Below are 26,820 nucleotides of genomic sequence, written 5' to 3'. Positions count from 1 at the left end.
AATGCGCGTGATTTTTATGGGCACTCCGGATTTTTCGGTTCCGGTGCTGAATGCTTTGGTCGACGCCGGGCATGAGCTTGCATGCGTGTACTGCCAGCCACCGCGCCCGGCGGGCCGTGGCAAGAAAGAGCGCCCCAGCCCCGTGCATGCCAGAGCATTGGAGCTTGGCCTGCCCGTGCGAACCCCTGTGTCCCTTAAAAGCGCCAGTGCCCAGGCGGAATTTGGGGCACTGCAGGCAGATGTGGCTGTCGTTGTCGCCTATGGGCTGATCCTGCCACAGGCGGTGCTTGATGCACCGGCGCGCGGGTGCCTCAACATTCATGCGAGCCTGCTCCCGCGTTGGCGCGGGGCGGCGCCCATTCATCGCGCGATCATGGCCGGTGATGCGAAAACGGGCGTTTGCATCATGCAGATGGAAGCCGGGTTGGACACCGGGCCCGTTCTTACCCGCCGTGAGGTCGACATCGGACCGCATGAGACGACCGCGAGTTTGCATGACCGTCTGAGCGAGATGGGTGCGTGGCTGATTGTCGAGACGTTGACTAATTTGGATTGGCTTTCCGCCACACCGCAGCCGACTGAGGGCGTGACTTATGCTCAGAAAATCGACAAATCGGAGGCGCGTGTAGATTGGCACCAGCCCGCCGAGGATGTGGACAGGCTGATCCGGGGGCTGTCACCTTTTCCCGGCGCCTGGACGCTTGATGGCGAGACCCGGATCAAGCTTTTGGAGTCCCGCACCGCGCAGGGTCAGGGCGCGCCCGGTCAGGTGCTGCACGACCCCCTGCGTGTGGTCTGCGGCGCAGGAGCCGTGGAACTCATCCGCTTGCAGCGCGCGGGCAAAGGGGTACAGGATGCAGAGGCGTTTCTGCGGGGCTGGCCGCTGGAAGCCGGTAGGCAGCTGGAATAGGAGAGGCCCATGTTTCTGACGCTCTTTGGCACCGTCGTGATTGCGGGGATCGTGGGGTATCTCTGCGAAAAGACCGGATTTACTCACAATGGGTATTTGCAGAGCATCATCATCTGCATTGGCGGGGCGTTTTTATTCTACTTCGTCCGGATCATGTTTGGGTTTGGCTTTTCAAGCCCAGGGATGAACGCCATCGCCGCCTCCATCGGGGCCCTGGTCATCGTGCCGTTTCACTGGCGCAAGTAAACCTATTGCGCTGGCGTGCCTGAGAGCGCCGCATCCTCGTCAGGCTTCGGAGCGCGCACGCAGAGGCGCAACAACGGCGGGACCGTCAGCAGCGTCAGGAAGGCCGACATCGAGAGCCCGCCGACCACCACAGCCCCCAAACCACGATAAAGCTCGGACCCTTCGCCGGGAAAGACCACCAGTGGCAGCATGCCGAAGACACTGGTGAGCGTGGACATGAAAATAGGGCGAATGCGGTTCCGCGTGGCCTCTTCAATGGCATCAATCGGCGCCATACCTTCGTCCCGCAGGTGATAAAGGGTCTGGTGCACAATCAGGATCGCGTTGTTCACCACGATCCCCACCAGAATGATGAATCCCAGCAACGTCAGCATATCGAGCGGTTGGTTTTGAAAGGTGTTGAGCAGCGCCAGCCCGCCTACGCCACCTGCTGCCGCCACAGGCACGGAAATCAGAATGACCAGTGGCAAAACGAAACTCTCAAACAGGATCGCCATGACGAGGAAAACAATCACCAGCGCCACGGCGAGGTTGATCTGGATCGCATCCCATGTCTGGCTGAGCTGATCTGCGGTGCCGGATACGCTGACGCGGATGCCATTCGGCAGACCCTGCGCTTCAAGGACAGAGACCACCTCGGTTTCCAAGAGCTCCACCGCCGCTTCGAGTGGCAAGGCATCCGAAGGGCGCACTTCGAGCGTGACCGTCCGCAACCGATCCCGGTGCCTGATCTCGGTGGGCCCCGCCGTCACAACCACATCAGAGAGCGCCGTGACCGGCACGATCTGACCCCCCGGGGTGACCACAGGGTAGTTGCCGATGTCTTGCGTGCGTTGCGCCACCTGCAGCCCCGGATCGCCCTTGAGCATCAGGTTCAACCGTTCCGCGCCGACGGTGATTTCCGCCACGCGCAGCCCGTCGTTGAAGGCATCGACCGTAAGCGCAAGATCGGAGGCCGTGAGACCTGCGTCCGCCAACCTGAGCCGATCCGGGACGAGCCGTACCTCCGGCGCGCCCAGTTCGAGCCCCGGGATCGGGCGGAACTGGTGACCCTCCGAGCGGGGCAGGAGGCCTGCGATTGTGCCTGCGGCCTGACCGGCCACAGCAAGAATTTCATCCAGATCCTGCCCTGAAATATTGAGCTCAATGGTGCGCCCGCCGCCCACACCCCGCCCGAAAAGCGAAGGCTGTGTCATGAAACCAAAGGTGCCGGGTTCCGCGAAAATAGGGCCCGACAAAACGGGGATCAGCTCCCCCGCGCGCGCGCCGTCCACTGCAGCCGCCCCGACAAAGCTATTCCCGGGGGTCGCCACGAAAAAGAAATTCTCGATGGTGGGTGTGCCATCTTCCATGGCCGGGGCAGGGGCCGCTTCCCAAAGGGGGCGGGCCACGCCTTCGATGCGTTGTGCGATGGTTTGTGTGGTGTCGAGGTTGTATCCCGGCGGTGGGATGATCAGGCCAAAGACTAGGTTGCGGTTGCCTTCGGGCAGGTATTCCAGGCGCGGCAGAAAGGCGATGGCGGCAACCCCTGCGCCCCCTGCGATGGCCGCGACCATCAACAGCCCGACGCGCCGGTAGCGCACGGTCAGGCGGACATAGGACATCACCAGGCGGTGGAACCCATGGGCTAGATGATCAAGCCCCCAGATCCTCATCGTGACCTGTTCGCCGCGCTTCAGCAGGCGACTGGCGAGCGCCGGGATCACCGTCACCGCGACAATCAGCGACAGCAGAACAGAGACGGAAATGGCCACAGCGATGTCACGGAAAAGCTGCCCGGCCTCCAGTTGCATGATCAGGATGGGGACAAAGACCAGAACTGTTGTCAATGCAGAGACAAGAATCGCGCCCCAGACCTGTTTCGCGCCGAGATAGGCCGCCTCGCGCCGGGATTTTCCCTGTTCCCGCAGCCGGTAGATGTTTTCCAGAACCACAATGGCCGCGTCTACGATCATGCCGACGGCAAATGCGATCCCCGCCAGCGAGATGACGTTCAGCGTCCGCCCGGTGGCCGCCATGGCGACAAATGTGGCGACGATGCTGACCGGAATGGCCAGCGATACCACCAGCGTCGCGCGCGGACTGCGCAGGAACATCAACAGGATCAGGGCCGCCAACCCACCCCCGATCCAGATGTTCTGTGTGACGAGCTGAATGGCGCCGTTGATATAGATGGTTTCGTCATAGACTTGGCGCATCTTGAGGCCGGCATCGGTTACCGGCCCCCTATCCAGCGTGGCCAGGACCTCTTGCACGGCCTCCATGGTTTCAATGACATTTGCGCCCGGTTCCCGCACGATGTTGAAAGCCAGACCCGGCTCGCCCCGGAACCGCAGCCGTGCGGTCGGGTCACCAAAGGCAAAGCCCACATCAGCCACATCGCCCACGCGCACACGACCAGACCCGCCGGTGCTCCGCTCGGAGCGCAAAACAACCTCCTCGATGGCCGCGACAGTGTTGAGGTTACCTTCAGCCCGCACGATATACCGGCGTTTGCCTTCCTCCACATCGCCTGCCGACAGCGAGATGTTTTCATTGCGCAGCGTGCGGACCACATCGGGAACGGTCATGCCGAAACGGGCCAGCTGGCGCGGGTCCACGACAACCTGCAACTCGCGCGTCACGCCGCCGAACACATTGACGGCGGACACGCCTTCTACCCGCTCGATCCTGTCCTTGATGATGTCTTCGACAAAATCGCCATAGGTCGGCATGGAACGTGTGTTGCCTTCCTGAGCGGTCAGCAGCACCCAGGCAATCGGGCTGTCGTCGGCGCCGGAGGTATCCAGCGAAGGTTCGCCCGCCTCGTCAGGGTAGTCGCCCACGCGGTCGAGCCGGTTGGAGACGAGCAGCAGCGACTGCCCCATATCCGTGCCAATCCCGAATTCCAGCGTCACCTCAGCTTCACCCGACCGGGCGCGGGAGGTCATGATATCCAACCCCTCAAGGCCGCGCAGCGCCTCTTCCTGCGGGTTGAGGATCTCGCGCTCAACCTCGGAAGGCGCAGCCCCCGGCCAATCCGTGCTGATCACCACGATGGGTTTGCGGACATCAGGCGCCAGCTGAATTGGGATGCGGGTGACCGCGATGATGCCGAACAGAACCGCCATGATGACCGCCGCGAGTACCGCGACAGGTCTATCGATGGCAAACCGGATGAAATCCATGGCGGTCTCCCTAGTTGCTGGCGCTCATGGGCGCGATGAATTGGCCCGGGCGCAGCCGTTCGTTGCCGCGCGTGACCACGACATCCCCTTCTGTCAGACCGCTCAACACTTCGAACCGGTCCCCCAGTGCCACGCCAATCTGCACGGTGCGCGGCGTGGCCTGCCCGTCCTCGGCGACAAAAACCGTCCATCCGCCCCGTGCCTGTACCAAAGCGTCTTTGGGCACGGACAGCACTTCGCGCGGCGCACTGATAGGGATCGAAACTGTGATCGATTGCCCGATGGCAATGGTTTGCAAATCCGCAAGACCAGGCGAAGAAAAGCGCACTGGCCGCGTGCGGGTCGCTGTATCTTCGACGGGGAGGAGGACGCGCACGGTGAGGTCCAGCTCTTCACCCGCCTCGCTTATGCCAATGACGCGCAGCCCCGGCTCCAGAACACGCACGTATTTGGACGGTACGCTGGCCTCGATCTCAAAGGATTGGGTGTCGAGCAGCGATACCACCGGCGCGCCGGAACTGATGAATTCGCCCGGATTTGTGTTCACCTCAAGCACGATGCCGGAAAACGGGGCCCGGATCAGCGCGCGTTCCAGTTGATAAGTGGTCTCTGCGACATTGGCTTGCGCTGTTTGAACCCGTGCTTCGGCTTCTGCCAATTCTCCTTGTGCTTCAAAGAAATCGCTCTGCGCTTCGTCGAAACGGCTGGTTGAAAAGGCGGATGTCCCCCGTAGCCCTTCGATGCGGGCAAGGGATTTGGTTGACCGGTCTACGCGCGATGTGGCCGTCGCAATCCCGGCCCGCGCCTCCGCCAAAAGCGCGCCTGCCTGGCGCGACAGGATTTCCAGAAGTTCGGTGTCCAGCTCGGCGAGGATGTCGCCTTCATTCACGGTAACCCCTTCCAGAACATGAACTTTATCAACCGTTCCGGCAATGCGGCTGGCCACGGTGCCTTCGCGGGATGTCACCACTTCTGCGAAGAGTGGCACAGTCTCCGCGATGCTCTGATAGTTTACGGTTTCGACGCCAACCGCAGCGGGCCCGCCCTGCGCCAGAGCTGATGTGGCTGAAAAAGCAAAAGCCGCCGCCCATGCAAGAGGCTGCGCCAGCCGAAAAATGGATAATAGACTCATGGAGCATGCCTTTGGGGTCAGTCAGCTGTGATACCGAACGGTCTAGCATATTCCTGCGGGAAGCAAATAACGCTTAGGTGCGCAGGCGCAGTTTTCCCTGCGGGTTCACCCGAAGACTAATCGCCTTGTTTCTGCGCCTCCACCGCGTCCGCATAGCGCACAAGGGCAGCGATTTCATCCTGACTTGCCTGTTGCCCGGTAAAGCCCAGCAGGTAGCTTGGCAACAGACGGCTGCGGTCTTCCATGGGCTCACCCAATTGGGCATCGTCATATCCGATTTGCATGTAGTAGAGAATGCGCGCGCGGGCGACGGCCTCAAGGTCTTCGTAACCGTGGCGGAGGAACATGGCGTGCAGCGCTTCAAGTCGCTTGTTTTCAGAGGCGTGCAGAATTTTGCGCACCTTGGGTGATCTGCGCGCCCAGTCCCGAATGGCGAAATCCAGCCGCGTGTTAAAAAGCTGCGGGTTGATCACACATCGAAACACATTGCCCACGGCTTCGGTGATGGTCTGGGCAGGCTCTTCGGTTTTTGCCACAAGGGCCGCGGTATTTGTCTTTTGCCAATGGTCGAGCAGGGCATTCAGCAAGTCCTGGCGCGACTTGAAATACCAGTAAAAGCTAGAGCGAGAGACATCCAGCTGCGCGCCCAGCACCTGGATTTTCACCCCTTCAACGCCATTGGCAATCAGAGCTTCGCGGGCTGCGTCCAGCCAGTTTTGGCGTGTGACCTTGACGTTGCCGACCAGACGATCGCCCTCTGGCGATGGGTGGCCATTTGATGTGTTTTGCGAGTGCTCCAAGGATCAGCTTTCCGGCGGGGCGCCGCCCGCCTCGGACTTTGTGCGAATATACCCATGCAGCCGCGCCAGTGCATCCGCGTCTATGGACGGCGCTTTTGCCTCTGCCACGATGCGTTTCCACATATGCGTCGCGCGGCTGGTTGTGTCCAGCGCGCCGCGTTCTTCCCAGGTTCCGAAATTCGACAGATCGCCGATCAATGGCTCATAAAATGCTGTCTGATAGCGTTCCATTGTGTGGGCTGCGCCAAAGAAATGCCCGCCCGGTTGCACTTCGGTCAGGGCATCCAAAGCGATGTCGGCATTTTCCGCCGGGGTGGTGGCGCATAGTTCTGCAACCATCTGCAGAACCTCCAGATCTGTGATGAGCTTTTCATAAGACACGGTCAATCCCCCTTCCAACCAGCCCGCGGCATGGATCACCACCGTTGCTCCGGCCAACAGGCACCCCCAGGTCCCGAATTGCGTTTCATTGGCCGCTTGGACATCGTTCAGATTGGCAGCGGACCCGCTGGCGCACCGCCAGGGCAGGCCAAGTTTACGGGCCAATTGACCGGCGGCGAGGCTGGCCTTGAAATGCTCTGGCGTCCCAAAAGCGGGCGCGCCGGATTTCATGTCCACGTTCGAGGTGAAGGTGCCGTAGCACACGGGTGCGCCGGGGCGCACCAGCTGCGTGAGGGTGATCGCCGCCAGCGCTTCGGCGTGGCTGAGGGTCATGGCACCTGCGACTGTAATCGGGGCCATCGCGCCCATCAGGGTAAAGGGGGTGACGATGCTGACCTGACCGGCGTTGGCGAAATCCATCAGCCCCTGCGCCATGGGCACGTCGAGTGTGCGCGGTGAATTGGTGTTGATGATGGTATAGCAATGGCTGACGGCGGCGAATTCCGCGTCGGACAGACCTCTGAAGTCGCGGAGCATTTCGAAGCTCTGTTCGACCTGTGGCGTGCCCCGCGAGAAGATGAAGGGCACCTTGTCCGACAGCGACAACTGCGCGTCGAGCGTCGCGTAGTGACGCAGGTGCATGGGCACATCCTGTGGCTCAATCAGCGGTGGCACCATGTGCAACACATCGAAATGCTGGGTGAGCTGCACCAACTCGCGAAAATCGCGTTCCGTGCCGGGACGGCGGCCCCGCTCCAGGTCGGTTGCGTGTGGCGCGCCAGCGCCCGGCTGAAACACCAGATTGCCAAGCTCCAACACAATATCGCGCTCCCGCGCCCCTGCCGTGACGGGGATCGACGTCGGCGCGGTGGCCAGCGCGGCGGCGACGATTTCACGACCGATGTGCACCATTTCGGTGCTGTCATCGACCCGTGCACCGGCGGCGCGATAGGCTTTGCGCGCCTCCGGCAGCAGCACCTTGATGCCGAGTGTCTCCAGCACATCGAGGGCTGCTTCGTGAATGGCCTCAATGCGATCTTCGGAGAAAATCGTCATCGGTGGGAAAGGGTTGCGCAGGTTTCGGTAGTCCAACTTGCGGGTTTGATGCGCCGCGGCCCCACCGCCCCGGCGTGTGCGTCTGCGGCCTGAGTTTTCTGCCAGCGTCATCCCCGCATCGCCTTGCCTTCAGGGTCATAGGGCGAGGGTGGGATCACCTTCGCCTGACGTTCCACGCCGACAACGTGCACGCTCAGCGCGGTGCCCGGCGTTGCGTTTTCCGCATTGATCAGCGCCATGGCGAGCGATTTGCGGGTTGTGTGCCCGTAGGCGCCGGAGGTGACAAAACCAACTTGCTTGCCCTCTGACCAGATGGGCTCAAAGCCGCTGGCATCCGCGCCCTCGGCGTCGATTTCCAGAGTGACCTGGATTTGCGCGGGGCCATTGCCGTCGCGCTCGGCGATAGCGGCGGGTTTGCCCACGAAGTCCTTGTCCCAGTCGATCCAGCGGTCCATGCCGGTCATGCCCGCCGTGTAACCTTGGGTGAATTCGGCGTTCCAGATGCCAAAGCTTTTCTCGATCCGCAGGCTCAGGAGCGCGTTGAAGCCAACCTCGCGGATGCCTTGATCCGCGCCCGCCTCCAGCAGAATGCGGCGTAGGGTAGCATGATCGCCCGCACGGCAATGGATCTCATAGCCCAACTCGCCGGTCACCGACAGTCGTCCAACCTTGCAACGCAAAAGGCCGATGTCGAAGGCACCGCAGCCCATGAAAGGCAGATCGCTTACAGGGCCATCGGTCAGTCTCTCAATAACCTTTGTCGAGGCCGGGCCCGAAAGGGAGAAACCGGCCGTGTCTTCACCCAGATCGCGGAGGGTGACGCCCTCCTCCATATGGTCGTCGAACCAGCGCATGTGCCAGGCGCGCAGATAGTAGCTGCCCATGATCCACCAAGTGCCGTCGCCCCAGTTGAAGACCGTCAAATCCCCTTTCAGCCGTCCGTCTTCAGCCAGCATCGGTGCGAGTCGTGCGCGGCCCGGTTTCGGCAGTTTCGAGGCCATAACGCGGTTCAGCCAGCGTTCCGCGTTTGGCCCGGAGACCTCGAAGCGGGAAAAGCCGGTGATGTCGAGCAAGCCTACCCGTTCGCGGACCGCGTGGCATTCCTTTGCGACAATATCGTGGGCGTTTGAGCGTTTCAGCGAAGGCGTCTCTGCGAACCCCGGCTCTGCAAAATAAAGCGGTACCTCCAGATCCCAGCTTTGCCCCCATTGGCAGCCTGCGGCGGTCATATCCTCATGGGCCCCGGCAGTTTTCAGCGGGCGACCCGCGGGCAGTTGCTCGTTGGGGTAGGTCATCACGAAGCGGCGGGTGTAGAACTGGCCCGTGGTCTCCTTGATATATTGCTTGTTCTCCGCCCAGACGCCGTAACGCGCCACGTCCATGCCGTAGACATCCGCTTCCGGCGTGCCGTGGATCATCCATTCCGCCAGCGATTTGCCGACGCCACCGCCCTGCAGGAACCCGGCCATCACAGCGCAGGCCGACCAGTAGCCACGTTTGCCCGGCACCGGGCCCACCAGCGGGTTGCCATCGGGCGAGAAGGTGAAGGCGCCGTTGACCCAGGTTTTCACGCCCACCTCCTGCAGGCAGGGGTAGCGTTCAAATCCGAGCGTTAGTTCGTGTTCGATCCTGTCCGGGTCTTCCTGTTGCAGCTCAAACCCATACTCCCAGGGCGCGCCGTCCATCATCCAGTGCTGATGGTTGATCTCATAGATGCCCAGCAGCACGCCTTTCTGGTCCTGCCGCAGGTAGGTGAAGCCTTCGAGGTCCACGGTCATCGGCACCTCGAAATCCAGTCCTTCCAATTGCGGGATCGTATCGGAGATCAGGTAGTGGTGGTTCAGTGGGGAGACCGGCAGTTCGATGCCCGCCATGCGCCCCACCTGCTTGGCCCAGAGCCCTGCGGCATTGACCACATGTTCGCAGGTCACCGTGCCTTTTTCGGTGACAACTTCCCAGCCCTCAAGGGTCTGGTTCAGCTCGAGCACACGGTTGTGTTCGACGACCGTGGCCCCGCGTTTTTTCGCTGCCCCCGCATAGGCGTGCACCGTGCCGGTGGTATCGATGTAACCTTCACGGTCGGCCCACATGCCGCCGAGCAGCCCCTCGCCCGACATGATGGGGTTGAGCGAAACCGCTTCTTCAACACTGACCAGACGGCAGTCATCAATGCCGATGGACTGGAACGTCCGGTAGGCCGATTGCAGCCATTCCCAGCGGTCGGGCGTGCCCGCCATGGTCAACCCACCGGTCATGTGCAGTCCGATGTTCTGACCGCTTTCTGCCTCGATCTCGCTCAGCAGGTCGATGGTATAGGCCTGCAATTGCGCGATGTTGGGGTCCGCGTTCAGCGCGTGGATGCCGCCCGCCGCGTGCCAACTGGACCCGGCCGTTAGCACCGAGCGTTCAATCAGGCAGACGTCCGTCCAGCCCAGTTTGGCCAGATGATAAAGGACGGAGGCGCCGACAACGCCGCCCCCGATGACAACAACGCGGTAGTGCGACTTCATGACGGATCCTCCCGATGATCTTAGCGATAGCTCTGGACAGCACTGTACATTACTGCCCAGACGCTAAGATCAAACCTGTCCGTCCGTCAAGAAGTTGCTGCAAGGAGGGGCAGAAGAAATTTCTGCCCAACCGGAATGAGACCTATTCGCGTTGCAATCCGGGTTGCGTCATCCCGAAAAATGCAAGGCTTTCAGGGTTGGCGATGTTGCGCGTGACCAGGTCGCGCAGGGCCGCCGTCTGTTCCGGGGTTTGGCCACAAAGCGCGCAGAGATCGATATCGCGGTTCGACGTGTTGTGCTTGAGGTGATCCGGATCGGATTTATCGGTGACTGTCCGAATGAAACCATCCGTCAAACACTGCGCAGATGAAGGGAGCAGGCAGGTCGATTCCGTGCAAACCCGCTGGCTTTTCCCGGTGCGCGCAAAAAGCGAATGCAGTTTTCAAATGCAGATGTTGCGTCTTTCCGGCAACCGGGAATTGAAACGTGTGTTGGCGAATCTGAACGCGCGTCTGCGGTTGGTGCGTTGGGTCGACATGGCAGACTGTTGCGGGCTCACGTCTGCGCACCATTCGAAAGTGGTGACCGCGCTGGCTGCGGGCGACGGGCCGGGGGCAGTTGCCGCGATGCGCTCCCATATCAGCAGGCGGCGCGCGCAGGCAACGGAAGCCACGCGCAAGACCATCCTGCGCCCCTATGCTCCATCCTGAACCGTGGCACCCCGCCGAGGCGCTGAATTGTGATTGCCATCCCCGTCAGAAGCGGCTTTGCATGGCGCATCGCGGCAAGGAATTGATCAGGAGGGGCAGCATGGAACGCATCGTCGTATTGGGTCTGGGCAAGGTGGGCACACTGGCCGGTGAGCTTTTGCAATCTGCGGGGTTCACCGTCACGGGCATCGATATGCAGCGGAAAGCGTCGGATCTGCCGTTTGAAACCAAAACCCGCGATCTGTCGGACCCTGCGCAGTATGAGGATGATCTGAACGCGGCGGACGCGGTTTTGTCCTGTCTACCCTATCATCTGAACACCTCCGTTGCGACGGTGGCGCATGCGGCGGGCATTCATTATTTCGACCTGACCGAAGATGTGCCAACCACCAAGACCATTCTGGAGCTTTCCAAAAATGCCAAAGGGTTGATGGCGCCGCAATGTGGTCTGGCGCCTGGATTTGTGGGCATCGTGGGGGCCGATCTGATTAGCCAGTTTTCCGAGTGCCGCGCCTGTAAAATGCGGGTGGGCGCGCTGCCACAACACCCCACTGGGTTGATGGGGTATTCGTTCAACTGGTCGCCGGAAGGCGTGGTAAACGAGTATCTGAACGACTGCGAGGTGCTGGAAGATGGGCAGATCAAATGGGTCTCCCCGATGGAATGGATCGAGAAACTCTACATTGACGGGACCGAGCTGGAGGCTTTCACTACCTCCGGCGGGCTTGGCACCATGTGCGAGACCTATCTGGGACGCGTGCCAAATATCGATTATAAAACAATGCGCTATCCAGGTCATGTGGATTTGATGAATTTCTTTTTCCATGAATTACTGATGCGGGAACGTCGCCGCGAAGCGGGAGAGATACTGGTCAATGCCAAGCCACCCGTTGAAGATGACATCGTCTATGTTCATGTCTCCGCCGAAGGCGATATTGAGGGCCGGCTTGCGCGGCGCGAATTCGTGCGGGGCTACAAACCGATCACGCTGGCAGGCAAGCGCCGCACGGCCATTGCCTGGACAACCGCATCCTCGGTTGTGGGCATCATCGAGATGGTGCGCAAAGGCACGCTGCCCGATCAGGGGTTTCTGAAACAGGAAGACGTGCCACTCTCCGCCTTTCTGGAGACGCATACTGGCTCGGCCTACGCCGAACACGGAGCGTTTTAAGGGCTGTCAGCGCGGATCGTTCAACGCCCCTGCAAAACTGCGGGGTGACAGGGCGCTCTGAAACCACGTCACCAGGGTGTAGATGGAATAGATGGGCAGCCCGGTCGCCACCCGGATGTCGGATGCGTAGGGCACCATATTGGTGCACTCCAGAACGATGGCGCCGATGTTATCGTGTTCTGCGGTCAACGCGCGCGCGGCATCGATCATGTCCAACCGGCAGGCCTCGAAGTCGATCTCATATTCATCGTCGAGGATGGCTTGCGAAAAGCAGCGCCCCCCCACCGTGCCCATGATCGGCGTCTCGGGCGCCACCCCCGCGCCTTTCAGATGATCCGGGGTCAGGCTCTCCTTGGATATGGTCAGGATCCCAACGCGCTTGTTTGCAGGCAGGGTCTGGGCAATCATCGGGACCTGCATCAGAGATGAACTGGCCACTGGCACCCCCAAGGCAGCCTTGAGATCGTCCTGAAGGATCGACAAGAACCCGCAATTGGTGACGATCCCGTCGCAGCCCATGCGCACCAGCGCCTGCGCCTCGGTGATGAACGCATCGCGCATGGCGCGCGCGTCCCCTCGTACGATCAGATCAGGCGTCGCACCCTCAACCACGCGGTAGTGCACCGGAAAGGGCCAGGTCAGGGCATTGCCGATATCACCGGGAATGCGCGGGAACCGTGTTTCCAGCATCAGAATACCGACCGTCGCACCGTAGACCGTCTTGCCCCCTGATTGTACGGTCATCTGAAACCTCCCGAAATCCCTGCGTTCCAAGCAGCGCAATTTGCTGCAAATGTCCAGCCCGGCGATGTTTTCATCATCTTCTGAAAACGATACATATGGTGCATGCAGGCTGGGTGGCCTGCTGTCCGAGGAGATGTGATGACGGCAAACTCCCTCAACGGTGCCGAGGCGATGGTCCGAATGCTGGACGCGCATCAGGTGAAACATGTCTTTGGGCTCTGCGGGGATACCAGCCTGCCATTCTATGATGCGATGCGTGGGCTCGACCATGGGATCACGCACGTGCTGACCCGTGATGAACGCTCGGCGGCCTATATGGCGGACGGCTATGCGCGGGTGACCGGCCGACCGGGCGTATGCGAGGGGCCATCCGGGGGCGGTGCCACCTATATTCTGCCGGGGCTGATTGAAGCGAGCGAGAGCTCATATGCGGTTCTGGGCATCACCACCGACATTTCGGTGGGCACCTATGGCAAGTACCCTCTGACCGAGGTGGATCAGGAGGCGCTGATGCGCCCGGTGACCAAGTGGAATACCGTGATCAAACAGGCGACCCATGTGCCGCGCATGGTGCGTGCGGCCTTTCGGGCCATGACAACAGGGCGGCCCGGTGCGGCGCATCTGGGTCTGCCCTATGACATCCAATATGACGCGGTCGATCCGGAAGATATCTGGGCCGATCCCATGCACCAAAGCTACCCCGCCTACCGCGCGGCCCCGGCCCCGGGCGCCGTCGAAGCCGCGCTCGACGCGATCTTGTCAGCGAGATCCCCGGTGATTGTCTGTGGCGGGGGTGTTGTGATCGCCGGCGCGATGGAAGAGCTTGACCGTTTGGCGACACGTCTTGACTTGTCGGTTGTCACATCGATCTCGGGGCAGGGGTCACTGGCGGAAACGCACCCGCAATCCGTCGGCGTGGTCGGCTCAAATGGCGGTACTGATGAAACATGGGAAGCGCTGGCGGGCGCGGATCTGGTGATTTTCATGGGCTGTCGTGCGGGCTCCACCACAACGGCGCGGTGGGAAGCGCCGAAACCCGGTGGCAGGGTCGTGCATCTTGACAGTGATCCGATGGTGATCGGCGCGAACTACCGCGCAGAAGTTGCGGTCGTGGCGGATTTGAAACTGGCCTTGGCGGCGGCGAACGCAGTGCTGGACCGTAAGGGGCAGGGGCATGCGACCTTCGGCGGTGCAGCGACGGCAGAAGACATCAAACGCCGAAAATTCGCGCAGTTTCAGACCTTGGCCAACAGCAATGACGCCCCGATTCGACCGGAACGCGTGATTGCGACCCTGCAGCGCGTATTGCCGGAGGACGCAACCGTTGTGTCCGATCCCGGCACCAGTTGTCCGTATTTCTCGGCTTATTATCAACTGCCAATGGCCGGGCGCTATTTCATTACCAACCGGGCGCATGGGGCGCTCGGCTATGCGATGTCGGCGGCGTTGGGCGCGTGGTACGGCAGACCGGAGAGCAAAATCGTCGCGCTGATGGGTGACGGCTCCTTCGGGTTCACCTGCGGCGAGTTGGAAACGGTATGCCGCGCGCGCGCGAACATCACCTATATCGTCTTTTCCAACAGCAATTTTGGTTGGATCAAGGCAAGCCAGAAGGACGACAAGGGCGCGCGCTATCACAACGTGGATTTCACCCGCGTCGATCAGGCCGCGGTCGCCGCTGCTTACGGTGTCACGTCCTGGAAAGTCGAGGCTCCGGAGGATCTGGAGGCGGTGCTGCGCCGCGCGATTGCCCATGACGGCCCAACCCTGGTGGATATCATCACGCAACCGCTTGAAGAGAGCAACGCACCGGTGCGCCGCTGGATGGGCTGATGGTCCTGATCGTGAAAACGGATTGACGAACACATGCGTGCCGTCATTGTGACGGAACCCTCGGGCGCGGTCTCGGATCAGGAACAACAGGCAGGCAAGCTCAACCGTGACACAGAAAATTATCATCGTCGGGGCCGGTATTGTGGGCGTCTCTACGGGCATCTGGCTGAAACGGTTTGGTGCGGATGTCACCCTTTTGGATCGCGCGGTACCAGGTCAGGGAACCTCCTATGGCAATGCAGGGGTGCTCGCCGCCTGCTCGATGGTGCCGGTGACCGCGCCGGGGCTGGTGCGCAAAGCACCGGGCATGTTGCTGGACGCGAATTTTCCCCTGTTCCTGCGCTGGTCTTACCTGCCGAAACTGGCACCCTGGCTGATGAAATACCTCGGCCATGCCAGTGATGCCGAAACCCGCCGGATCGCTGCCGGTTTGACGCCGATTGTCGCGGATGCGGTCGAACAGCACAAAGCGCTGACCGATGGTACAGAGGCCGCACATTGGGTCACCGACAGCGATTACCACTTCGCCTATGCGGATCGTGCGGCTTTTGAAGCGGACAGCTATACCTGGTCGCTGCGGCGTCAGGCCGGGTTCGAGCCGCACCTGCGTGAGGGCGCAGAGGTGCAGGCGGCGGAGCCCAATCTGTCCTCCGCCATCGGCTGTCTGGCGACGATGAAAGACCATGGGTTTATTCGGGATCCGGCCGGTTACGTCGCTGCACTGGCCGAGGTCTTCACCAGGATGGGCGGGCAGATCCGCGAGACCGAAGTGGTGGACTTCGAGATGTCGGGCGGGCGCATTGCGTCGGTGGTGACAAAAGAGGGTGCGATGCCTTGCGACGCGGCCATTCTGGCCACGGGCGTCTGGTCAAAGCCGTTGATGCGCAAACTGGGGCTTTCGGTGCCGCTCGAAAGCGAGCGCGGCTACCACATCGTATTTGAAGGGGCAGAAAGCGGGCCAGCCGCACCGACAATGGTGGCCAGCGGCAAATTCGTGGCGACCCCCATGGCCGCAGGTCTGCGCTGTGCGGGAATTGTCGAGTTCGGCGGGTTGGAGGCCGGGCCTTCAAGAGCGCCCTTTGCGCTGCTGCGCCGAAAGGTCAAAGAGGCCTATCCCAACCTGACCTATGGGCGCGAAGAGGAATGGATGGGCCACCGGCCAGCGCCTGCGGACAGTTTGCCGCTGATCGGTGAGATTGGGCAAACCGGTGTGATAACGGCTTTTGGTCACCACCACATCGGCCTGACCGGAGGGCCAAAGACCGGGCGGCTGGTGGCCTCAATGCTCACCGGGCGCGCGCCGAACACCGATCTGAAACCCTATGCACCCGACCGCTTTGCGACCCGTTAGGGTTTGACAGCCCGAAGCTTGCATTGCCATCGCCGGATGGATCCAGTGCTGAAAGCGCCTCTCGTTTAGGTTGATTTTGATCGGATTTTAGCGGACGCTGGTGCCTATCGCGCCGCGACAGGTTTCGCTGCGGGCTGCGGCCTGTGCCTTTCTGAAGTGAGGGTGTTGCCCCTCCGAACACGGCACAAAAACATCAAAAAGCGGTATCTCAAGCCGCACGACCCCGTGACTTTGGCGTGCTTTGACAACCTGTAATTCAATGGGAGGAAAATATGAGATTTTGGTATTGGGCGGTCTGCGCCCTTTCTGCAGCGGGTGTGGCATCGGCCGAACCCCTGAGCGAAGACCGGATACGTGACATCACCGGCGGCATCGATACAGCGGCGATCATTGAGAACGCCTCCGAGACGCGAAATTGGCTGAATTACGGGTTGGATTACGCAGAGACACGGCACTCCAAACTGACCGCAATCAACACCGAGAATGTGGGCGAATTGGGTCTTGTCTGGTCACATGACATGCAGTCGCGGCGGGGTGTCGAAGCAACGCCGATTGTCGTGGATGGCGTGATGTATGTCACCGGCTCCTGGTCGATTGTGCATGCGCTGGATGCGGTCACGGGAGAGGAATTGTGGGTCTATGATCCGGAAGTGCCACGGGAATATGCCCACAAGGGCTGTTGCGACGTGGTGAACAGGGGTGTGGCTCTCTACGAAGGCACAGTTTTTGTCGGTGCCTATGATGGCTATCTGCACGCGATTGACGCGGCCACCGGCGCGCAGATCTGGAAAACCGACACCATCGAGAACCGCGAGATGTCTTACACGATCACCGGCGCGCCGCGCGTGATCGATGGGCGTGTGATCATCGGCAACGGCGGCGCGGAGTTTGGCGTGCGCGGCTATGTCAGCGCCTATGACGCCAAATCCGGCGCAATGGACTGGCGGTGGTATGTTGTCCCCGGCGACCCGGCAGAGGGATATGAGGATGCGTCGATGGAAGCGGCAGCGGCCACCTGGGACGCGTCTGCGGAATACTGGAAGGCCGGTGGCGGCGGTACGATCTGGGATGCGATGGCCTATGATCCGGAACTGGGTCTGCTCTATGTGGGCACGGGCAATGGCTCCCCTTGGAACCGGCATCTGCGTTCTCCGGGTGGTGGCGACAACCTCTATCTCGCATCGATTGTCGCGCTTGACCCGGCCACGGGGGAATACCAATGGCACTACCAGAACACGCCCGGCGATACCTGGGATTACACCTCCACGCAGCACATCATTCTGGCCGATCTTGAAATCGATGGCGCCGAGCGCAAGGTGCTGATGCAGGCTCCGAAAAACGGCTTCTTCTACGTGATCGATAGAACGAATGGGGCGTTCATCTCGGCAGAGCCCTTTGTCGAAGTGACCTGGGCCACGGGCTATGATGAAAACGGGCGGCCCATTGAGGCCGAAGGTGCGCGCTCAAAAACCGATCCGTGGGAGACCATCCCCTCGGCCTATGGCGCGCACAACTGGCACCCGATGAGCTTCAACCCTGAGACCGGGCTGGTCTACATCCCCGCCCAAGGCGTGCCTTTGGTGCAATCGACCGATCCCGCCTGGGAGCTCAATTCGCATAAACCCATGTCCACCATGTCCGGCGTCGGCTGGAACCTGGGGTATCTGTTCAACGTGGTCGCACCCGAGGCCACGGCCTTCGGGCACCTGCTGGCCTGGGACCCGGTCGCCCAAAAAGAAGCCTGGCGCGCGGAATACGTCTCCCCCTGGAATGGCGGCACGCTGACGACGGCGGGCGGTCTGGTGTTTCAGGGCACCGCAGACGGGCGTTTCATGGCCTATGACGCGGCCACAGGGGAGGTCTTGTGGCAAACCCCTGTGGGCTCGGGCGTCGTTGCAGCTCCCGCGACATGGGAGAAGGATGGCACTCAATATGTGACTATCGCCGTCGGTTGGGGCGGCGTTTATGGCATGATGCAGCGGGCCACGGATAAGGTCGGTCCGGGGCGTGTCTATACCTTCAAAGTTGGCGGCGATGCGCCCTTGCCTGAGACGGTAAAGAGCGAACGGCTCACGCTTGTCGAAGGGGTGCCCTATAATCCGGATCACGTGGGGGACGGGTTGGCGATCTACGTGTCCAACTGTCTTTTCTGCCACGGGGTGCCGGGCGTGAACAATGGCGGCGGCGTGCCCAATCTGGGCTATTCGGATGCTGACCTGCTGATGAATGCCGGTGATATCGTTCTGGGCGGCAGCATGGTGGCCGGTGGCATGCCGTCGTTTGCGGACAAGCTGACCGAAGAGGATGTGGAAAAGCTGATCGCCTTTGTCCAGGGCACAGCCGATGCGGTGCGTCCGCAATAGCAAACACGGTCGCGCGGCATGGCATTCATGTCGCGGGACCAACCTCTGATGCCCCAGATCACCACATGTGGATGGTGGCGCCGCCGGGTTCGGTCTAGATTGACCGGACCAGAGACTGTGGCGCAAGCCACCCGGGGCAAGGCGGCTGATGAAGATTTCCCAGATGAACCTGACGGCTTTGGCCGTTTTTTCTCGCGCAGCGGAGCATGGCTCCGTGAGCCGGGCAGCGCAGGAAACCGGTCTTTCGTCGAGCACCGCGTCACATCATCTGCGCAAGCTTGAAGAGCTGATGGGTGTGGCCCTCTTTGATCACCAGCGCCGCCCCCTGACCCTGACGACCGAAGGGGAAACCTTCCTGCCGCGGGTCCTTGCGGCGCTGAGCGCGTTGGAGCAGGGGGCGACGGAAACACTGTCCGGCGCGCTTGGCACCACCCGGCAATTGCGCATGGCGATGGTGGAGGATTTCGACAGCGAAATCTCCCCCGAATTGGCCCGGCATCTGGCGGTCGCGCTGCCCCGGTGCACGTTCGAGCATCTGACGCGGCCCAGCCACGAGGTCATCTCGCTGGTCAAGGCACGCGACATAGACGTGGGCGTCGGGACCGAGCCAACCTTTGGCGCGGATGACATCACCAGCTTTCCACTGCTGCGCGACCCCTTTGTGCTTGTGGTGCCGCGTGGGTTGGCCCACCCCGCTGAGGCCTATCTGGACAACACGACCGGGCTGCCTTTTCTGCGCTACAGCCACCGGCAGATCATGAGCACCCGGATCGAGGCGCAGCTGCAGCGCATGCGCGTGCAGCTGCCGCAACGGTTCGAGTTCGAGAGCAACCAATCGCTGCTGGGTCTTGTCGCGGATGGGGCGGGATGGACGATTACAACGCCCACCAACTATCTGCGCGGTCGCAGATTTCACCGGCAGGTTTCTCTGCTGCCGTTTCCGGGCAGCGACTTTGGCCGCACTCTGTCGATTTACCTCGCAAAAGGGTATTCGATGGATGTGCTTGAATTGATCGACGTCACGCTGCGGCGATTGATCGAAGCGCGTGCTATTGACCCCTTAATCGCCGACTATCCCTGGCTGCGCGAGCAGTTTCGGCTCTTGCCGCGCATTACGCCAGTATGTTGAAAATGCGTCGGATATCCGCGTCCTGATCGGGTGTCAGGTAATCCGGGTGATGGTCTTGCAGAATGGTCCCGGCCCGCGCATTGGCGCGATACCAAGCATCCTGCGCACCGTTTTCAAGCCATGTGACCGGTTGATCGCGGTCAGCGAGTTGCGGGTAGAAATAGTCCCGCTCCATCGCAGCATAGGTGTGTTGGGCTCCCAGAAAGTGACCGTCGCCCAACACCGCGTCGCAAATCGCGTCAAAGCCCAGGTTCTCTTCAGTCACTTCGATCCCCCGCAACGCGCGATAGGTTGCCGAATGCATTTCATCGTCCAGGACGAAGGCTTCGAAGCTCGCACCCAGCAATGAGGCCGTCATGCCCGAGCTTTCATAGATGAGATTGCCACCCGCGAGGGCTGCTGCGAGCGATGTCATCCCCTTTTCCGCACCATATTGCGCGTCGATCGCCTTGGCATCGGTCATTGAGGCCGCAACGCCTGAGGGCAGACCCAACCAGTTGGACAATTGCGCCGAGGCTGCGTTCAAAACTGCGATTTCGCCACCGCCCCCGGCAAAGGCCCCCGTGCGCAGATCGATCACCAATGGCCAATTGGAAAAGATCATCGGAAACCCAGGCTGGATCGCATGCACCATCACCAGGCTCGCCAGCGTCTCCGCCAGCGATTGCGCCAGAAAACCGGCCAGCGTGGCAGGGGCCGTTGCTCCCGATTGCGCCGCCGTGATGCAGGAGACGGGGATATTGTGGCGGATGCATTCGTAGACCACATCGACCGCGTCTGCGCCAAATCGCATGGGTGAAATCACCGGGCTGATATGTGCCTTGACGAAAGGTCGCTTGGCAAAGGCACCCTCGCCACCGGCTGCGATGTCAAACATCTGCACAATCGGAGCGACATGCTCGGCCAGCGTAAAGGCGGTCGCGACCGGCTTGGTGGTGTGCCGCATCAGGGCATAGGCGGTGTTGACGTCCAGATCGAAGGTATTCGGCACATCCGTGGCGATGCAGCAGCGGGTGAACCAGCTGACGTTGGCCAAAGTGTCCTGAAGACGCGTAAAATCATGCAAGTCCTGCAAAGTCGACGGTCGGTAAAGGCGCGTTTCGATATCGAGCGTCTGGACCGCTGCACCGCCTGTCCCGAAGTAGACCTTGTCGCCGCCCACCTCGATGGAGCGGTCCGGGTCGCGCCCATGTAGGGTGAAACGGCGTGCCGCCTGTGCAATGGCCTCTTCCGTCAAGCTGCGCGGCAGGGTGATGCGACCGTTGCCCGCCACCTCTGCGCCGACGGCCAACAGATCTTCCTGCAATCGTTTTGGCACGTCGCCCATGCCAAGCTCGGCGAGCAGGCGCAGGCTTGTGTCATAGATGGCCGTGAGTTCGGCTGATGTCAGCGGCGTGTAGCGACCACCCGACTGGCCTGGCGCCGCAGGGTTCACAGCGGGTTTTGCCGCGCGCTTTGCGATGCGGTGTTTGCGCCCGGATCGGCGGAGGCGGGAGTTTTGGGTGTCCATTGCGATGCGTATCGGGTTTCCCAGGCGGATCAGATGATCGGTGCAGTTTACACGGGCTCAGGCAACCAAATTTTATATTTCGGCGAAAATTTGAAATGCTGGATCCTATTTTTTCGAATATGTGCCGCTTTGCTTGACCTCAACGGTCCCGGCACGTTTGGGTTTGCGAAATCTACGGGAGCGTTCGATGAAGACACAATGCAAGGCGGTGGTGATTGGCGGCGGGATCGCGGGATGCTCGACCCTCTATCATCTGACGCAAGAGGGCTGGACGGACGTGGTTCTGGTCGAGCGGAATGAATTGACCAGCGGCACAACCTGGCACTCCGCGGCTCAGGTGACGAATTTCGGGATGACGCAGACGATGGTGGGTCTGAAAAGCCACTCCATCGCGCTCTACAAGGAGCTCGCTGATGACCCCGACTATCCAATCAACTACCACCACGCAGATGGCGGCATTCGTCTGGCGAACACCGAAGCGCAGATGGAAGGCTATCGACACTTTGCCTCGATGGCCCGCGGTATGGATGTTGAATTCGAAGTCATCGATGCTGCGGAATGCGCGCGCCGGCACCCGCTGATTTCAACGGAGAATCTGTTGGGGGGGCTCTGGGACCCGCTGGATGGCGATATCGACCCGGCGCAGCTCTGTCAGGCGCTGGCGCGGCGCGCGCGCAAGGCGGGGGCGGAGGTTTACCGCAACACGCCAGTTATCGGCTTGACCCAAAAACCGGATGACAGTTGGGTCGTCCATACCGAGAAAGGCGACATCGACTGCGAGGTTGTCGTCAATGCTTGCGGCTACCGGGTGAACGAGGTCGGTGCGATGATGGGGGTGCACCACCCGGTGATTTCGATGGAGCACCAGTATTTTCTGACCGAAGAAATCCCCGCGATACGCGATGCGGGACGCCGCATGCCGCTGCTGAGGTGTCCGATCAGTGATTATTATTGCAGGCAGGAAAAGCACGGCTTGCTGGTCGGGTTTTACGAACAGGATTGTAAAACCTGGGGCATGGATGGGATCGACCCGAACTTCGTGAATGCGCTTTGCCCCGACGACCTGGATCGTGTGACCGATGTGCTCGAAGGTGCCTTTGCGCGGATGCCGACGCTGATGGAAACCGGAATCCATACGGTCGTGAATGGGCCGATAACCTATACAATTGACGGCGCCCCTTTGGTGGGGCCGATTCCGGGCAAACGCAATGCTTTTTGTATCATCGGGCTGCGGGCCGGTCTGGGCGAAGGCGGTGGCCATGGTTGGCTTCTCGCGCAGCAGATCGTGCATGGTGAAGCCTGCTATGACACATGGGTGATCGATCCCCGACGATTCACCGGGCATGCGACTGTCGAACTGACCGCGCTTAAAGCGATCGAGGATTATCAGAACGAGTTCCGCTTTCACTTCCCACACGAACACCGCCCTGCCGGGCGACCGATGAAAACGACCCCTTTAACACCCGTCCTGGCCGCCGAGTGCGCCGCATTTGGTGTGGTCAATGGCTGGGAGCGCATCGAGTATATCATGCCATCGCCGGAGTTTACCGAGACCCACAGCTATCGGTTCAACGAAGCCTTTGACGTGATCGCATCCGAGGTCGCTGCGGTGCAGAACGCCGTGGGGCTGACCGAAGTGAACGGATTCAATCGGATCGAACTGACGGGGCGTGACGTTCATGATTTCCTCGACCGTATGATCTGCGGTCGTGTGCCACGCAAACCCGGCAAAGTGGGGCTGGGATATTTGTTGAATGAACACGGTCGATTAAAGGCAGAAGCTACAATTGCTAACTTGCCAAACGATAGCGTATGGTATGGGTCTGCGGCCGCATCGGAATTTCATGACCTCGACTGGTTACAGGCGCATGTGCGGGACGATGAGGATGTGCACATCCGGTCCCTTACCAATGACTGGACCATCCTTGTGCTCGCGGGGCCAAAAGCGCGAGAGGTCCTGCAGTCTGTCTCGCGCGGCGATTGGTCAAAGACGGCTTTTCCCTGGCTGTCGGCGCGTGAAGCTTTTGTCGGTATCGCGCCCGCGTGGGTCATGTCCGTCAGCTTTTCCGGTGAACTGGCCTATGAAATCCACGTCCCCAACGCCCAGCTATACGCCGCCTATCTGGCCTTGCGCCAGGCTGGTGAAGCACATGGCCTGAAACTCTTTGGCAGCAGGGCCGTTGACTCAATGCGGATGGAAAAAGGGTATCTTCATTGGAAGAGCGATATCCTGACAGAGTTCGATCCTTTCGAGACAGGCCTGCAGCGCTTTGTCGATGTGAATAAGGGCGATTTTGTCGGGCGTGATGCGCTTTTGAAGCGTCAGATTAGCGGGCCGCGCAAAAAATTGGTCACTTTGAGGGTCGCCGCAAACCATGCTCCAGCCCCGGGCGGTGCGTCCGTGATGCAATATGGCAAGGTGGTTGGCACCGTCACCTCAGGCGACTGGGGGCATCGGGTTGGCGCAAATCTGGCGCTTGCCTTTGTGGATGCCGATATCCTCGATAATCCAAAAGAATTGCAGGTGGATATCCTAGGTATTCTTTGCCCAGCCGAAATTGAGCTTACCCCGCTATACGACCCCGAAAATACGAGGGTTAAGGCGTGAGGACGATTATAGCAAATGCATACGTCTCCGTATGGTTTGAAACGACTTAAATGACCAGCTCACCAATAAGGGCGGCCCATGACGCGCCGTGCATGTCTCGATCCCCAATGGCACCTTGAACGGTCGGACGCGGCAAAGAGAATTTGACGACGTTCAGATCAGGAATGTCAAAGCGCTTGATTGTCTGCGTGTCGGCCTTGAAAACTCCGGCCACATGCGATGTGCTTAGCCCGGAGCAAACCTGTTTGTAGGCATCATTTGAGCCGCAGAAAATGTCGATTGTTAGCCAGAACGGCCCGGCGTTTTTGCTGCGCACTTTGGTGACAAGGCTGCGAAGTTCAGGCAAGGTCAATCACCTCCAGTTGAAACGCCTCCATCGGATCGGTGAGATGCAAGACGTGGTTCAGGGCAAACTCATAGATCACGCCCTGATGCATCTCCGGGGGTGAGAAGAGAAAGGCAAAGGTCGGCTGTTCCTCTTCCTGCGTCAGCGGATGGTGCAGGAGATAGGGGTTCAGCAGTTTCCCGATCTCCGCGGCGTGCGCCTCCGTGGGCGCGGTGATGATGCCGATCACGCCGATCTCAACGGGGTCTGCTGTCCTGGTCTCCAGCGCGCCGAAGCTTGCGGAATGGCCCATCAAGCGGATTTCCAGGTTGAAGTCTGCTGCGGCGATATCCATGCGCTGCAAAACCTTTGCGGAGCATTTTGCGACAATATCATCGGCCCAGACCGACGCCTGCGCCACATAGTGCGGGTCGCGTAGTAGCGCCATGACCACTGTGCGTGCGCCAGCGGGCCGCGCCCCTTCGAGCTTCACAGTGTACCGATCCGATGGGAGCCAGGCGGAGCCCTCAACCCGGACGGAGGTCTCATCCAGCGCCGTATAAGTGGCGGCCGTCACGTCCAGATGGCCGCCGGGTTCATAGAGGATGAAGGGGTCGGAATTCTCATAGAGCATATGCGCCGACACCGTGTGCGGGCTTGCATGGGCGCCGTCGGCGAGCGGTGTCACCGTAAACCCGGTGGCGTCGAAATCGATCATGATGACGCCCGATTGCGGGTTGGTGGCGCAAAGTGCGCCGCATTCGCCGATCTTGGCCCCGTGCCATGCCGCGCCCGCGTGGCAGTCGTGCATCAGGGGCAGGGCGGCGATGATCGCAGTGTCAGTGGTGCGCCCGGCGATGATCACATCCGCACCGGTTTCGAGCGCTGCGGCAATCTGCTCCGCCCCTGCCAGCGCCACGATATTGGAACAGGCGCGGATGGTCTCGGAGGTGATCTCCGGCGCCCCTGCCAGCGGTGTGATCTCGCCTCCCTCAAAGCTTTGCGCGATGCGGTCGGGGTCCTGAGAAGAGCGCAGTACGGCCACTTTCAAGGGGGTGCCTTGCTCATGCGCAATCTCGCGCGTGATGTCGAGCATCCAGTCCACCGCACTGTCCGCTCCGCAGGTGCCCGCCGTGCCGATGACCAGGGGCACGCCAGCCTCCGCTCGTGCGGCCATCAGCCCGGCCCATTCCAGTTTGGTCGAGGCACGGGCATATTTTGACACGCCGCGCCCGAGATAAGAGGGGCCGCTGTCGGTAGAGCCGCCATCAATGGCGATGATGTCCGGCTTTGCAACAATCCCGCGCTGCAAAGCCTCTGCGTCATAGTTCAGGCCCAGAGCGCCGGATGGAACCAGAACCCGGACCATCAGTCTGTGACCGCTTGTGGCTTTTTCAGAACCCCTCGGAGGAACATCGGTGCCACAAAGCCGGCAATCGCGGCGATCCAGAGGCCGATGGCGATGGGTGTGGAGAAGAGGAACATCGCGTCCCCATCTGACAGCACCATCGCACGGCGCAGCGCGTCCTCCATGTTGCCACCCAACAGGATGCCGAGGATGACCGGCACGGTCGGGATGTCGAGTTTGCGCAGGATATAGCCGAGCACCCCGAAACCGACCATCAACAGCAGGTCAAAATAGCTGCCGGACAGCGAATAGATGCCCACAAAGGAGATCATCGTGACGCCCGGCAGCAGCACCCAGGCGGGCACCATCAGGATTTTCACGAAGATCTTGACCATCGGCACATTCATCAGCAGCAACACCACATTGGCGATGAGCAGCGAGGCGATGAGGCCCCAGACCACTTCAGGCCGCTCGGTAAAGAGCGTGGGGCCGGGGGTGATGTTCAGCGTCATCAGCAGCGCCAGCAACACGGCGGTGGTGCCCGATCCCGGCACGCCCAGCGTGAGCATCGGGACCAGTGCGCCACCCGCCGCGGAATTGTTACCCGCTTCCGGCGCCGCAACCCCCTTGGCCACACCTGTGCCAAAACCACCCTTTTCACCGGCAATGGATTTTTCAGACATATAGGCGAGGAATGAGCCCAAGGAGGCCCCCGCGCCCGGCAGGATCCCCGCAATGAAGCCCACGAAAGACGCACGCAACATGGTCCATTTGGTGGATAGGATATCTTTCCAGGGGATGCGCACCTTATCGAGTTTCACCCCGATGGAGGAGCCTTTGCCGTGGCTTTCGATGAAGAAAAACACTTCGGCGATGGCGAAGAGGCCCACAATGGCCACGAGGAAATCGATGCCGTCATAGAGGTGCAGATTGCCACCCGTCAGACGCGGCAGCCCGGAGGAGCTGTCCACCCCGATCATGGCGATACCCAGACCGATACAGGAGGCCAGCGCCGCCTTGGCCTGATTGTTGGAGGCCATGCCCCCCAAAGTGCAGAAGGCCAACAGATAGAGCGCGAAATACTCTGCAGGGCCAAAGAGATAGGCCACGCGCGCCAGCATCGGCGCCAGCAACATCAGTCCGATGGTGGCCAGAAAAGCACCGACGAAAGAGGCCACGCCGGAGAGCACCAATGCGTCGCCCGCCCGGCCTTGTTTGGCCATCGGATAACCGTCGAGCGTCGTCATTAGTGCGGGTTCATCGCCGGGGATGTTCAGCAGGATGGAGGAAATCCGCCCGCCGTACATCGCGCCGTAGTAAACAGCCGTCATCAGCACGAGCGCAGAGGTTGCATCCAACCCCATGGTGAAGGTCAGGGGGATCAGGATCGCCACGCCATTGGACGGGCCAAGCCCGGGCAGTGCGCCGATGATCGTTCCTAGAAAACAACCTGCCACGGCAAGCGCGAGGGTGAAGGGGGAGAGCGCCACGGAAAAACCAAGGCTGAGATTTGCCAGCATTTCCAT

General features: G+C 60.9%; 20 protein-coding genes. 9 read left to right on the top strand and 11 right to left on the bottom strand.

All coding sequences use genetic code 11. The features are described 5' to 3' along the window. The first annotated feature begins 1 nt into the window (after position 1). Together fmt and Q1A20_RS12010 are read left to right on the top strand one after the other, a co-directional pair. The gene (gene fmt, locus Q1A20_RS12015) at positions 2-910 is read left to right on the top strand and encodes a methionyl-tRNA formyltransferase (RefSeq protein ID WP_299407972.1); all 909 of its coding nucleotides are present in this window, start codon (positions 2-4) and stop codon (positions 908-910) included. A gap of 9 nt (positions 911-919) precedes the next feature. After that, complete coding sequence (locus tag Q1A20_RS12010) at positions 920-1,156, top strand: hypothetical protein (protein ID WP_298974783.1); 237 nt, start codon at positions 920-922, stop codon at positions 1,154-1,156. A gap of 2 nt (positions 1,157-1,158) precedes the next feature. On the opposite strand, the gene Q1A20_RS12005 is transcribed toward Q1A20_RS12010, so the two are convergent. The 6 genes from Q1A20_RS12005 to Q1A20_RS11980 form a co-directional block, all read right to left on the bottom strand. Then, on the bottom strand, positions 1,159-4,323 hold the full coding sequence (locus Q1A20_RS12005; protein WP_299407969.1) for an efflux RND transporter permease subunit: 3,165 nt from the start codon (positions 4,321-4,323) through the stop codon (positions 1,159-1,161). Positions 4,324-4,333: 10 nt separating this feature from the next. Next, positions 4,334-5,455: an efflux RND transporter periplasmic adaptor subunit gene (locus Q1A20_RS12000; protein ID WP_299407966.1), complete on the bottom strand. Its 1,122-nt coding sequence runs from the start codon at positions 5,453-5,455 to the stop codon at positions 4,334-4,336. A 116-nt stretch (positions 5,456-5,571) separates the two neighbouring features. Beyond that, positions 5,572-6,255, bottom strand: a complete 684-nt coding sequence (locus Q1A20_RS11995) for a TetR/AcrR family transcriptional regulator (RefSeq protein ID WP_299407963.1) — start codon at positions 6,253-6,255, stop codon at positions 5,572-5,574. A 3-nt stretch (positions 6,256-6,258) separates the two neighbouring features. Beyond that, positions 6,259-7,803, bottom strand: coding sequence for a trimethylamine methyltransferase family protein (locus tag Q1A20_RS11990; RefSeq protein WP_299916995.1), 1,545 nt, complete (start codon positions 7,801-7,803; stop codon positions 6,259-6,261). After that, on the bottom strand, positions 7,800-10,202 hold the full coding sequence (locus Q1A20_RS11985; protein ID WP_299916994.1) for an FAD-dependent oxidoreductase: 2,403 nt from the start codon (positions 10,200-10,202) through the stop codon (positions 7,800-7,802). The genes Q1A20_RS11990 and Q1A20_RS11985 overlap by 4 nt, the downstream gene beginning before the upstream one ends. Positions 10,203-10,344: 142 nt before the next feature. After that, positions 10,345-10,557, bottom strand: a complete 213-nt coding sequence (locus Q1A20_RS11980) for a hypothetical protein (RefSeq protein WP_299916993.1) — start codon at positions 10,555-10,557, stop codon at positions 10,345-10,347. On the opposite strand from Q1A20_RS11980, the gene Q1A20_RS11975 reads away from it, so the two are divergent. Both Q1A20_RS11975 and Q1A20_RS11970 read left to right on the top strand, forming a co-directional pair. Continuing rightward, positions 10,541-10,912: an FCD domain-containing protein gene (locus Q1A20_RS11975; RefSeq protein WP_299916992.1), complete on the top strand. Its 372-nt coding sequence runs from the start codon at positions 10,541-10,543 to the stop codon at positions 10,910-10,912. The two genes, Q1A20_RS11980 and Q1A20_RS11975, sit on opposite strands and share 17 nt — an antisense overlap. Positions 10,913-11,012: 100 nt before the next feature. Beyond that, positions 11,013-12,083 (top strand): saccharopine dehydrogenase C-terminal domain-containing protein, encoded by a 1,071-nt coding sequence (locus Q1A20_RS11970; RefSeq protein WP_299916991.1) that lies wholly within the window; start codon positions 11,013-11,015, stop codon positions 12,081-12,083. Positions 12,084-12,089: 6 nt separating this feature from the next. Here Q1A20_RS11970 and Q1A20_RS11965 read toward each other — a convergent pair whose 3' ends face one another. Then, positions 12,090-12,827: an aspartate/glutamate racemase family protein gene (locus Q1A20_RS11965; protein ID WP_299916990.1), complete on the bottom strand. Its 738-nt coding sequence runs from the start codon at positions 12,825-12,827 to the stop codon at positions 12,090-12,092. A gap of 138 nt (positions 12,828-12,965) precedes the next feature. Between Q1A20_RS11965 and Q1A20_RS11960 the strand changes: the two genes are divergently transcribed. The 4 genes from Q1A20_RS11960 (at position 12,966) to Q1A20_RS11945 (ending at position 19,503) form a co-directional block, all read left to right on the top strand. After that, a complete protein-coding gene (locus Q1A20_RS11960) occupies positions 12,966-14,660 on the top strand; it encodes a thiamine pyrophosphate-binding protein (RefSeq protein ID WP_299916989.1) in 1,695 nt (564 codons plus the stop codon). 106 nt (positions 14,661-14,766) lie between these two features. Then, positions 14,767-16,011: an FAD-binding oxidoreductase gene (locus Q1A20_RS11955; RefSeq protein ID WP_299407946.1), complete on the top strand. Its 1,245-nt coding sequence runs from the start codon at positions 14,767-14,769 to the stop codon at positions 16,009-16,011. A 272-nt stretch (positions 16,012-16,283) separates the two neighbouring features. After that, on the top strand, positions 16,284-18,374 hold the full coding sequence (locus Q1A20_RS11950) for a PQQ-dependent dehydrogenase, methanol/ethanol family (protein WP_299407943.1): 2,091 nt from the start codon (positions 16,284-16,286) through the stop codon (positions 18,372-18,374). Positions 18,375-18,522: 148 nt separating this feature from the next. After that, positions 18,523-19,503: a LysR family transcriptional regulator gene (locus Q1A20_RS11945; RefSeq protein ID WP_299916988.1), complete on the top strand. Its 981-nt coding sequence runs from the start codon at positions 18,523-18,525 to the stop codon at positions 19,501-19,503. Here Q1A20_RS11945 and Q1A20_RS11940 read toward each other — a convergent pair. Continuing rightward, positions 19,487-21,013 (bottom strand): trimethylamine methyltransferase family protein, encoded by a 1,527-nt coding sequence (locus tag Q1A20_RS11940; protein WP_299407938.1) that lies wholly within the window; start codon positions 21,011-21,013, stop codon positions 19,487-19,489. The two genes, Q1A20_RS11945 and Q1A20_RS11940, sit on opposite strands and share 17 nt — an antisense overlap. 187 nt (positions 21,014-21,200) lie before the next feature. On the opposite strand from Q1A20_RS11940, the gene Q1A20_RS11935 reads away from it, so the two are divergent. Further along, the gene (locus tag Q1A20_RS11935; RefSeq protein WP_299407936.1) at positions 21,201-23,621 is read left to right on the top strand and encodes an FAD-dependent oxidoreductase; all 2,421 of its coding nucleotides are present in this window, start codon (positions 21,201-21,203) and stop codon (positions 23,619-23,621) included. Positions 23,622-23,667: 46 nt separating this feature from the next. On the opposite strand, the gene Q1A20_RS11930 is transcribed toward Q1A20_RS11935, so the two are convergent. From Q1A20_RS11930 to Q1A20_RS11920, 3 genes are read right to left on the bottom strand one after another with little or no spacing between them, the layout of a single operon-like run. Then, positions 23,668-23,967, bottom strand: coding sequence for a DUF4387 family protein (locus tag Q1A20_RS11930; protein ID WP_299407933.1), 300 nt, complete (start codon positions 23,965-23,967; stop codon positions 23,668-23,670). Further along, positions 23,960-25,315, bottom strand: a complete 1,356-nt coding sequence (locus Q1A20_RS11925; protein WP_299407931.1) for an acyclic terpene utilization AtuA family protein — start codon at positions 25,313-25,315, stop codon at positions 23,960-23,962. The genes Q1A20_RS11930 and Q1A20_RS11925 overlap by 8 nt, the downstream gene beginning before the upstream one ends. Further along, positions 25,315-26,820, bottom strand: a complete 1,506-nt coding sequence (locus tag Q1A20_RS11920) for a tripartite tricarboxylate transporter permease (RefSeq protein ID WP_299407928.1) — start codon at positions 26,818-26,820, stop codon at positions 25,315-25,317. Before Q1A20_RS11920 ends, Q1A20_RS11925 begins: the two co-directional genes overlap by 1 nt.

This window comes from uncultured Roseobacter sp., assembly GCF_947501835.1.
GTDB lineage: Bacteria > Pseudomonadota > Alphaproteobacteria > Rhodobacterales > Rhodobacteraceae > Roseobacter.
This window is presented reverse-complemented; position numbering and strand designations above follow the sequence as displayed.